General features: G+C 58.1%; 9 protein-coding genes and 1 pseudogene. 4 read left to right on the forward strand and 6 right to left on the reverse strand.

Features of this window, described 5'->3' with window-relative positions; genetic code table 11:
• Window positions 1–62 precede the first annotated feature (62 nt).
• Genes ccoG through ccoS form a run of 4 tightly spaced genes read left to right on the forward strand, consistent with a single transcriptional unit; the run spans window position 63 to window position 4,574 of the window.
• Window positions 63–1,640, forward strand: coding sequence for a cytochrome c oxidase accessory protein CcoG (gene ccoG / locus ACFSE1_RS19110; protein WP_377405161.1), 1,578 nt, complete (start codon window positions 63–65; stop codon window positions 1,638–1,640).
• The gene (locus tag ACFSE1_RS19115) at window positions 1,637–2,131 is read left to right on the forward strand and encodes a FixH family protein (protein ID WP_377405164.1); all 495 of its coding nucleotides are present in this window, start codon (window positions 1,637–1,639) and stop codon (window positions 2,129–2,131) included. The genes ccoG and ACFSE1_RS19115 overlap by 4 nt, the downstream gene beginning before the upstream one ends.
• Entirely contained in the window at window positions 2,128–4,425 is a 2,298-nt protein-coding gene (locus ACFSE1_RS19120) for a cation-translocating P-type ATPase (protein ID WP_377405166.1), read from the forward strand. Before ACFSE1_RS19115 ends, ACFSE1_RS19120 begins: the two co-directional genes overlap by 4 nt.
• A complete protein-coding gene (gene ccoS / locus ACFSE1_RS19125) occupies window positions 4,422–4,574 on the forward strand; it encodes a cbb3-type cytochrome oxidase assembly protein CcoS (RefSeq protein ID WP_377405169.1) in 153 nt (50 codons plus the stop codon). The genes ACFSE1_RS19120 and ccoS overlap by 4 nt, the downstream gene beginning before the upstream one ends.
• Before the next feature lie 151 nt (window positions 4,575–4,725).
• Here ccoS and ACFSE1_RS19130 read toward each other — a convergent pair whose 3' ends face one another.
• From ACFSE1_RS19130 to ACFSE1_RS19155, 6 genes and pseudogenes are all read right to left on the reverse strand, one after another.
• Entirely contained in the window at window positions 4,726–5,424 is a 699-nt protein-coding gene (locus ACFSE1_RS19130; protein ID WP_377405172.1) for an AAA family ATPase, read from the reverse strand.
• Window positions 5,425–5,664: 240 nt separating this feature from the next.
• A complete protein-coding gene (locus ACFSE1_RS19135; RefSeq protein WP_377405176.1) occupies window positions 5,665–6,744 on the reverse strand; it encodes a protein-glutamate methylesterase/protein-glutamine glutaminase in 1,080 nt (359 codons plus the stop codon).
• Between the two features lie 5 nt (window positions 6,745–6,749).
• Entirely contained in the window at window positions 6,750–7,610 is an 861-nt protein-coding gene (locus tag ACFSE1_RS19140) for a CheR family methyltransferase (RefSeq protein ID WP_377405179.1), read from the reverse strand.
• 13 nt (window positions 7,611–7,623) lie between these two features.
• Complete coding sequence (locus ACFSE1_RS19145; protein WP_377405182.1) at window positions 7,624–8,112, reverse strand: chemotaxis protein CheW; 489 nt, start codon at window positions 8,110–8,112, stop codon at window positions 7,624–7,626.
• Window positions 8,113–10,035 carry a HAMP domain-containing methyl-accepting chemotaxis protein gene (locus tag ACFSE1_RS19150; RefSeq protein WP_377405185.1) on the reverse strand — a complete coding sequence of 641 codons (1,923 nt, stop codon included), beginning with the start codon at window positions 10,033–10,035 and terminating at the stop codon, window positions 8,113–8,115.
• 86 nt (window positions 10,036–10,121) lie between these two features.
• Window positions 10,122–10,447, reverse strand: a pseudogene (locus tag ACFSE1_RS19155) (methyl-accepting chemotaxis protein); the annotation flags it as partial.

Below are 10,447 nucleotides of genomic sequence, written 5' to 3' on the forward strand. Positions count from 1 at the left end.
AAATCAAGGTATGTCTGTGCAAGCGGTGTGAAAACAAGGCAGATCATAAGCGGATCCTTGCCATGAACATCCACACTGCCACGTCCAAACCCGGCCAGAAAAAGCAGCCAGACGGCAATCGGCCTCCGGTCACTCCTGGTGCCGAACCGTTATACGAGGCGCGGAAGAAGATCTTCCCGAAAGAGGTGCAGGGCCGCTTCCGCCGCTTCAAGTGGCTGGTCATGCTGATCACGCTCGGTATTTATTATCTGACCCCCTGGATCCGGTGGGATCGTGGTCCCTTTGCGCCAGATCAGGCCGTTCTGGTCGATCTGGCAAACCGGCGTTTCTATTTCTTCATGATCGAGATCTGGCCACAGGAGTTCTTCTTCGTGGCGGGGCTCCTGGTCATGGCGGGTTTCGGGCTGTTTCTCATCACCTCGGCCGTTGGCCGTGCCTGGTGCGGCTATACCTGTCCCCAGACCGTCTGGGTCGATCTCTTCATCGCCGTGGAACGTTTTATCGAGGGCGACAGAAACGCCCGCATGAAGCTCGATGCCGCGCCTTTGGGCGTCGGCAAGCTGACAAAGCGCATCAGCAAGCATGCGATCTGGCTTGTGATTTCGGTTGCAACAGGCGGTGCCTGGATATTCTATTTTGCCGATGCCCCTTCGCTGGCTTTCGATTTCGTGACCGGACAGGCAGCCTTCGTCGCCTATTCCACTGTCGCTCTCCTCACCGCCACAACCTATGTCCTCGGTGGCCTGATGCGGGAACAGGTCTGCATCTACATGTGCCCATGGCCTCGAATTCAGGGCGCCATGCTGGACGATAATTCTCTGGTGGTGACCTATAATGACTGGCGAGGCGAGCCGCGCGGCAAGCCTGCGAAAAAGGCCACCGATGCCCGCGCCGTTGGCGATTGCGTCGATTGCAATGCCTGCGTTGCCGTCTGTCCCATGGGCATCGATATCCGCGACGGCCAGCAGTTGGCCTGCATTACCTGCGCGCTGTGTATCGATGCCTGCGATAATGTCATGGACAAGCTTGGCCGGGAGCGCGGCCTGATCGCCTACGCCACCCTCAACGAATACCAGTCCAACATTCTGCTGGCGACCGATGGCGGTCGCGCAGAGATCGATCCGAGCCGGGTGCGTGATGCCAACGGGAAGTTTGTCGATCAGATCCGCCATTTCGACTGGAAGATCCTGCTGCGCCTGCGCACCATGCTCTACATGGGCATATGGACGGCGGTGGGCCTGGCGCTGCTTGTGACGCTTCTCAGCCGCGACCGGCTGGAAATCAACGTCCTGCATGACCGCAACCCGCAATATGTTCTCGAATCCGATGGATCGATCCGCAACGGTTACACGGTGCGTCTGCTGAACATGATCCCGGAACGGCGCGTGGTGTTTCTCTCGCTGCAGGGCCTGCCGGGTGCTGAAATGAAGATCCCTTCCATCTCCAATGACTATTCGGATCGCGTCTTTGCCGTTCCGCTTGAACCTGATCGCGCAGTGCCGCTGAAGGTCTTTGTAACCCTTCCCAAAAAGGCGATTTCCGATACGCGTGAGGGCTTTTCCTTCATTGTTGAAGACAGGGCCAGCGGCGAACGCGATATCTACCATGCCAATTTCGACGCACCGGGAGGCAACAAATGAACATGCGCAATGAAAGCGGTTTCGTCTTTACCGGCTGGCACATGATCGGGGTGGTCTGCCTGTTCTTCGGGACGATTATCTCGGTGAATTTCTATATGGCCTATCAGGCGGTGCATTCCTGGAGCGGCCTGGTGGTGGAAAACACCTATGTCGCCAGCCAGCAATTCAACAGCAAGGTTGCGGAGGCAAAGGCGCTGAGCGCCTCAGGGCTGACAGATACGCTGGAGGTGACCGCCAGCCATATTCAGGTGACGATTCTCGATGCTGCGGGACAGCCTGTCGTGGCGGATGAAGTTACCGCCATATTGAAGCGGCCGGTGGGCGATCATCAGGATTTCTCGGTTGAACTTCCCTATCAGGGTCAAGGTGTCTATCGGCTGGAAAGACCCGTCCTTGACGGTCACTGGATCGTTGATGTCAGCGCGGTGACGGCAGGCAAGCGCATTCTTCACCATACGCAGCGCCTCGCCGTTATTGGAGAACGCAAATGAGCTGCTGTGCACCTGGTTCGCAGGCATCGCTGGAGATGATGCAGGCCGCCCACACTGTTCCCTCCACGGAAGAGCTGCTTCTGGCCAGCCGGGATCTGGGCGAGGGGCGTCGCCAGCTGGAGCTGAGTGTTCCGGCGGTTCATTGCGGCAGCTGCATTTCATCGGTGGAACAGGCGCTGCGTGAACTGCCAGTGGTGGAGCGCGCGCGCGTTAATCTCTCGACACGACGGGTCTCGATTGTATGGAGAGAGCGCGGGACTGAAGCCTTCGATCCGCGTGAACTCGTCAGCGCCATCTGGAAGAAAACGGGATATGAGGCCCATCTCTTCTCAAGCGAGGCGGAGGGTGACGATCAACTGAAATCGCAATTGCTGCGCGGTGTCGCCGTGACCGGCTTTGCGGCCGCCAATATCATGCTTCTCTCGGTATCCGTCTGGTCCGGGGCGGAGGCTGCCACCCGCGATCTGTTCCATTGGATCTCTGCGATGATTGCCGCACCTGCGCTGATCTATGGCGGTCGGTTTTTCTATATCTCTGCATGGAACGTATTGAAGCAGGGGCGCACCAACATGGATGTGCCCATTGCCCTGGCAATCACGCTTTCCTATGCGGTGTCCCTGTGGGAGACGATTCACCACGGCGAGCACGCCTGGTTCGATGCAACCGCTTCGCTTCTCTTTTTCCTACTGATTGGCCGCACGCTTGACCACATGATGCGAGACCGCGCCAGAGCGGCCATTGTGGGTCTGGCAAGGCTCTCGCCCCGTGGCGCCATGGTGCTGCTGGAGGATGGCGGACGCGAATACAGGCCGGTCGATGAGATCCGCCCCGGCGACAGAATTGCGGTCGCTGCGGGAGATCGTTTGCCTGTCGATGGCGTGGTGCGTGCCGGCGCAAGCGATCTCGATGTGTCGATCATCAATGGCGAGGCCGTTCCCCGCCATGTGGAAGTGGGAGCTGCTGTCCAGGCAGGCACGATGAATCTGACGGGATCGCTGACCATTGAGGCGACGGCCACGGCCCGCAATTCCTTTCTGGCCGAGATCATCGGGCTTATGGAAGCGGCAGAAGGCGGACGCGCTCACTATCGCCGCATTGCAGACAGGGCGGCGCAGATCTATGCGCCAGCCGTGCATCTGCTGGCCATTCTGACCTTTCTCGGTTGGGGCATTTTCGGCGGAGATTGGAAGCAGGCGCTCCTGATTGCCATTGCGGTGCTCATCATCACCTGCCCCTGCGCCCTCGGTCTTGCGGTTCCTGTCGTTCAGGTCGTCGCTGCTGGCCGCCTGTTTCAGGACGGTATCATGGTGAAGGACGGCTCTGCCATGGAGCGGCTTGCGGAAATCGATACTGTCGTCTTCGACAAGACGGGCACACTGACGCTCGGGCGGCCCCAGTTGATGCGCAGCACCGGCAGTGCTGCCGATATGGCTTTGGCTGCGGCCATCGCCGGTCATTCCCGGCATCCACTTTCGCAGGCATTGGCTTCGGCATTTCCCGGCTCGGCAAGCGATGTCGAAACGGTCGAGGAAATATCCGGCCAGGGCATGATCGCGATCTGCAAGCAGGGCACCTATCGCCTTGGCAGACGAAACTTTGCCTGCCCCGGAAGCAGTGCTTCTGCCGATGATGGCTATTCCGAAGTGGTTCTGTCGCATGACGGCATGGAGCTGGCGGCCTTCTTTTTCGAAGACACGGTGCGTCCCGGTGCTGTGACAGCCGTTACTCTTCTCAGGCAGCAGGGTTTTCTCATGTCCGTGCTGTCCGGCGACCGCAAAGCCGTTGTTGCCCGTTTTGCCGAAAAGCTCGGCCTGACCGATTGGAAAGCGGAATTGACACCGATCGGCAAATGCGAGGCGTTACAGAGCTTTGCAGAGCAGGGGCATCGGTGCCTGATGGTGGGCGATGGCATCAACGATGCCCCGGCACTGCGTGCCGCCCACGTATCCATGGCACCGGCCACAGCCGCGGATATCGGGCGTCAGGCAGCCGATTTCGTCTTCACGCATGAAGCGCTGGATGCGGTTCCTTCGGCCATCATGATCTCGCGCCGTGCCGGTCGGCTGATCATGGAGAACTTTGCCCTGGCAATCGGGTATAATTGCCTGGCTGTGCCGATTGCGATAGCAGGCTATGCAACGCCGCTCATCGCCGCCATTGCCATGTCCACCTCATCGATCGTTGTGGTCGCCAATGCGCTGAGGCTGCGGGCTTTCGGCCATCCGTCGGGCGAGGGAGAAGATGTTGCGCCCCGTGCACCAGCCACACTTCTTGGAAAGGCGCATACCGCATGAACATGCTGATCTATCTGATCCCGGTTGCACTGCTGCTCGGGGGGCTCGGGCTTTTTGCCTTCCTCTGGTCCTTGAAGACGGGTCAGTATGATGATCTGGATGGCGCTGCCTGGCGTGTCCTCGAAGATGAGGATGGCTCACCGCGATAAGGGCGGCTTTGCAGCCGCTCATTCGATTACGCTAAAGGACGTTGCGGCTTATCAGCCTCATGCAACGCGCTTTAACTTATTGTCTTTACGCATGTCTTCATCGCAAAACCGCTGCACACTTTACGCGACATGCTGTAGCTGGAAGCAAAAATCAGGCTGAGGCCTGCAGGCCGCCGCGCTGCCTGTTGGCGAGCGGTAACCGGCGCAAAACATCCTCCGCGTAAAGGCGGGCATTCTCTCTCGCCTTTTCCAGATTGCTGATGCGGCTGGGATCCATCGTATGCAGTGTACCGCCGCAGTCGAAAACGTCGCGGAAGGCCGAGCGCTCAATGATCGGCACATTCAGAACGTCGACATTGCGCTGTGCAAGAAGCCCCTTCACGGCGAGCAGGGCGCGGGTTGTCACCAGTGAATTGACCCGTGTGAGAACCACTGAGTGCGGCACCTTCAGGCCCAGCCGTTCATCGAGATACTGCAAGAGCTCCAGCACATGGGCACCCCCCTGGGCATCCATCGCGCAGCCTTGAATGGGAATTAGAACGTGATCTGACAGACCCATGGCTTTTGCCAGAAGCGGAGTGCGGATACCGGGCAGGTCGACGAGTATGAAGTCGGCCTGCTCGCGCTGCTCTTCCAGATGCCGATCAATGGATGCCTGTGTGACGTACGGAATGACGGTCAGGCGCGATACCGGCTTGGAGAGGTCATACCAGCGCGATACCCAGTGTTGCGGGTCCGCGTCGAGAACCGTCACACTGTATCCCATGCGGGAAAGTTCGGTTGCAAGCAGCAAAACGGCAGTGGTTTTTCCAGCGCCACCCTTGGTGTTGGCAAACGTAATGACGGGCATTGTCGATCCTGAGAAGACTGGGTTATGAGCCGGCATCGCTCGTACTTGCCGCGCTCATCGGGCCGAGTCAGGATAGATAAATATGGTTAACCAATCCTGTTACAGGGGGTGTGCGGCGGCAATAAATGCGCTCTGTCCCTGGAGCATTACCTGAGAAAAGTGTGTCGCGGTTTCCGTCAGGAAATGCGTAAATACAAAGAGTTAGATCGGTTCCCCGTTTCCGTGAAACAATGAACCACTCTAGTGGCGCTTATCCGCCGCCAGGATTTCTGCCGCAATTTGCGACAGGGATACGACTCGGTCCACGCCGCCACGGGCTATGGCTTCCTTCGGCATGCCGAAGACCACGGAAGACGCCTCGTCCTGAGCCAGGGTGAAGGCACCCGCCTGATGCATCTCCTCCATCCCGCGCGCGCCATCATCGCCCATTCCGGTCATGATAACGCCCATGGCATTGCTGCCAGCGGCACGCGCTGCTGAGCGAAACAGTACATCGACGGAGGGCCGGTGGCGGCTGACCAGAGGCCCGGTTCGAATGGATACGTGATAGCGTGCGCCGCGCCGTTCCAGCAGCATGTGCTTGTCGCCGGGAGCAATCAGCACATGGCCGCGCAGAACCGGATCGCCCTCTTCTGCCTCTTTGACCTCCACCTCGCAAAGACCGTTGAGCCGTTGTGCGAAAGCGGCGGTGAATTTCTCCGGCATGTGCTGAACGATGACCATTCCGGGAGCGTTTGCGGGCAGTGCCTCCAGCATTTCGCGCAGAGCCTCGGTGCCTCCGGTTGAAGCGCCGACACAAACCACCATTTCCGTCGTCTTCGCCATGGCTCCCTGGCGGGGAGGGGGAAGAATCGCATCGGCGGTCAGCTTCGCCTGGATCGGGGAGTCCGGGCGGAAACGTCTCATCTTGTTCAGCCGGGCCCGGGCAGCGCCTTTCACGGCGGCGCGAACCCGTTCCGCGCTTTCTGCAAGCTGGTCTGCCGCGCCAATCTTGGGCTTCTGAATGATGTCGACGGCGCCAGCTTCCAGCGCCTGCATGAGTGTCTGAGACCCTTCCTCGGTCAGCGAGGAGCACATTACGACCGGTATCGGATGTTGCGACATCAGCTTGCGAAGGAAGGTGATACCGTCCATCTGCGGCATTTCAACATCGAGCGTGATCACATCCGGTATTTCGTCACGGATCTTGCGTGCAGCCATGAAGGGATCGGTTGCCGCACCGATCACCTCGATCTCATCATCTTCTGACAGGATTCGCGTCAAGGTCTGGCGAATGCTGGCTGAGTCATCGACAATCAGGACGCGAATTTTTTTATTCATGTTGCTCAGACAAGCTGGAAGATCGTGTTGGCCACCTGCTTTATCGGCAGGTTCAGGCCGGTGGCCGTTTCCGAGTGTCCGATGAAAAGATAGCCGCCGGGCACAAGGCATTCGCAGAGATTGGACAGAACATGCTTTTGCGTTTGTTTGTCGAAGTAGATAAGCACGTTCCGGCAGAATATGACATGCTGCTTTTCTTTGATGGCGTAGCTTTCATCCATGAAATTCAGCCGGCCAAATCCGACATGTTTTCGAAGCTCCGGCGCAATGCGCACTTCGTTGCGATTGGGGTCGCGATGCTCCATCACATATTTGCGACGCAGGGCGGGCGGTACGGGCTGCACCATGTCCGCCGGATAGATCGCACGGCGGGCCGTTTCCAGAACTTCTGTCGAGAGATCGGTCGCGATGATGCGAAAATCCGTATCGCGCTGAGCGGAAAGCGCTTCTGCAAGCACCATGGCCAAGGTGTAGGGCTCTGCTCCCGTCGAGCAGGCCGCGCTCCATAGCCTCAGCCGACCGTTTGCCAGAGACAGAAGATCTGGCAGCGCCGTTTCGATCAGATATTCGAAATGCTTTGGCTCCCGGAAGAAGTCTGTCTTGTTCGTTGTAACAGCGTCGATGAGGAAGATCGCCTCCCGCTGCATGCCGCCGCCTTCAAACAGGAAGTCGCAATATTCATTGAAGTTTGAAATGCCGCATACGCGCAAGCGCTTGCGAAGCCTTCCCTCCAGCATGGTGATCTTGCTGGGCGGCATCTTGATGCCGCTGTACTCGTAGATGAATTTCGCGAGCCGGTCGAAGTTTCGCTTGTTGATGTGGTCATCCACTCCTTGAGAGGATGTCTGACGTGCTAAAGCGCTCACTCTTCAATTCCTGTCATGCAACATGCTGAACAGGCGCAAAGCCTGCAAGAGCACCGCCACTATCCGAAAACAGGCGCGCCAGATCAATAATGACGACAAAGCCGCCATTGCGCCGAACGACGCCCGAAATATAGTCAGACCGCCAACGAATGCCGATGTCTGGAGCGTTTTCGATCTGGCTCATCTGGAACGGGACAACCTCGTAGACCCGATCTGCCACGAGGCCCAAAGCCAGAACTCGGTTCTCTACGGGCACATCCAGCACCAGAATGCGGGTGTGCGATGTCTTGACGGTTGCTGTCATGCCCAGGCGAAGGCGCAGATCGATGACCGGAACCCCCTGGCCTCGCACGTCCCGAAGACCCAGCAGATATTCCGGGCCGTGAGGGATCTTGAACGGGTCCTCGTGGTCCAGGATTTCCCGGACCACTTCGACAGGCACGGCGAAGATCTCTTCGCCGAGGCTGAACGTTACAAACTGGGCTTCAGTCTTGTTCGCCATTTAAGCGATCCTTTTGAAGTCATGATCATCCTCGTCCGGCCCGCCCACGGACATGTCGAGCGCAAAGCCTTTCACGCGAGCCTGCTGTGAGGTCACGGTATTTTCGGTGCGGCGCTGAGGTGCTGCGGCCTTGGCCGAAGGGCGCTGAGGCTTGGGGGCCTGAGCCGTGTTTCCACGGCTTGCATGGCTGCGCTCCACTCGGAAGAAGGCGATAGAGGCCTGAAGTTCTTCCGCTTGTGCAGCCAGTTCCTCAGATGTCGCCGACATTTCTTCCGATGCGCCCGCATTCTGCTGGGTCACCTTGTCGAGCTGCTGGATGGCATCGTTGATCTGGCTTGCGCCGATATCCTGTTCGCGGCAGGCGGCGGAGATTTCCGAAACCAGTTCCGCAGTCTTCTGGATATCCGGCACCAGACGGTTCAGCATATCGCCGGCTTCCATGGCAACCTGAACGGTTTCGCCGGAAAGGGCAGAGATTTCGGCTGCGGCTGCCTGGCTGCGTTCTGCCAGCTTGCGTACTTCGGAAGCAACCACCGCAAAGCCCTTGCCGTGTTCGCCGGCACGTGCGGCTTCCACAGCGGCATTGAGAGCGAGAAGGTCGGTCTGGCGTGCGATTTCCTGAACGATGGAAATTTTTTCGGCAATCGTACGCATGGCACCGACAGCACGGGAGACAGCCTGGCCGGACGCTTCTGCATCGCGGGAAGACTGGCGGGCAATCTTCTCGGTCTGGGCGGCGTTATCGGCGTTCTGTTTAATGTTGGCGGCCATTTCTTCCATGGAGGCGGAGGCCTGTTCGGCAGCCGATGCCTGTTCGGTTGCGCCCTGCGACAGCTGTTCGGAGCTTGCCGAAAGTTCCTGGCTGCCGGAAGAGACGTTATCGGAAGCTGAAAGAGCATCGCTAACGACAGATCGCAAGCGTTCCACCATGTTTTCAAGCGAAATGCCAAGGGCATCCACGTCCGACTGACGGCGTGGGTTGACAGTCAAATCGCCTTCCGCAACATGCTTTGCCAGTGAGGCGGTTTGCTGCAGATAGCCGATCATTCGCTCCATTGCGAAACCAAGCGTATCCTTGTCAGAAAGCGGCTTCACGGCTACAGCAACGTCACCCAAGGCGATACGTTCTGCCGCACCGGCTGTCTGCCGAAGGTTGGCAGTCATCATGTTGACCGCGTCGACAACATCCTTGATCTCGTCATTGGTTTTAACCTTGACTTCCTTGTTCAGGTCACCAATGGCGACCGCATTTGCAACCTCAGCAATGCTGCGAAGACCGCGGTTAATGCTCATGGCGAGGAATATGGCGACCAGCGAAGAGCCGACTAGAAGGATAGCTGTCGCAGCCAGCAAAATCATGCGGGATGTTGCATAGAGCTGGTTTGTTTCCTCGTCGGTCTTGGCAAGATCGTTCGCTACAGATTTTTCGAGGCTTTGCACGTTATCCAGAATTTTTCCGGCCGCTTCGGCACCTTCGCTCATCGAAATCTCGCCGGCCTGACGGTTGGATTCGTTCGTATTTTCGGTTGCCAGTTTCAGAACTTTTTCCTGGATTTGTTCGAAGGTATCGAAGGTGACCCGGAACTCACGTACAGTTTGCTGAATGGCGGAGTTCGCGGTGTCATCAAATAATGCGAGAGTTCTGCGAACCTCTGCACGAGCGGCGCGCGCACCCTCAACAAACCTGCTGATCTGATTGGCGTCGGTATTGATGATGGCGTTCTTCTCGAACCGGATACTGTTAAGTACAGCTTTGCTCAAGGCGCCTGAATCGCGAAGGTTCTCTGCCGGGCCTTTTACAATATCCGTAATGGCATTGTTGAGTGAAGCCAGGTTGGTGATTGACAACATAGCCATGGCGCCTGACGTCAGGATGATGATTCCGAAGGCCAAAGCAATTTTCAGTTTTATCGTGAATCTCATAATCCCTATCTCGTCGTAAACCTGGATTGACTTGCAGACAGGTGCTGTTCCCCTGCCTGCCGGTTGCTATGTTGCATCAGCGGACGTCACGCGATCCGTTTGAAATCGTGATCGTCTTCGTCCGGTCCGCCCAGGGACATGTCGAGTGCGAAGCCTTTCACACGTGCCTGCTGTGCCGTGATGCTGTTATCGGTGCGGCGCGGCTGTGCCTGCTTTGCCTGGGCTGGACGATGAGCCTTGGCAGGCTGGCCCTGATGGCTGGAAGCAGCGCGGTTGTTGGCCCGCTCCACCCGGAAGAAGGCGATGGAGGCCTGCAGCTCTTCCGCCTGGGCGGCCAGCTCTTCCGATGTCGCCGACATTTCTTCCGATGCGCCCGCATTCTGCTGGGTCACCTTGTCGAGCTGCTGGATGG

The organism is Affinirhizobium helianthi, assembly GCF_042680945.1.
Classification (GTDB): Bacteria; Pseudomonadota; Alphaproteobacteria; order Rhizobiales; family Rhizobiaceae; genus Neorhizobium; species Neorhizobium helianthi.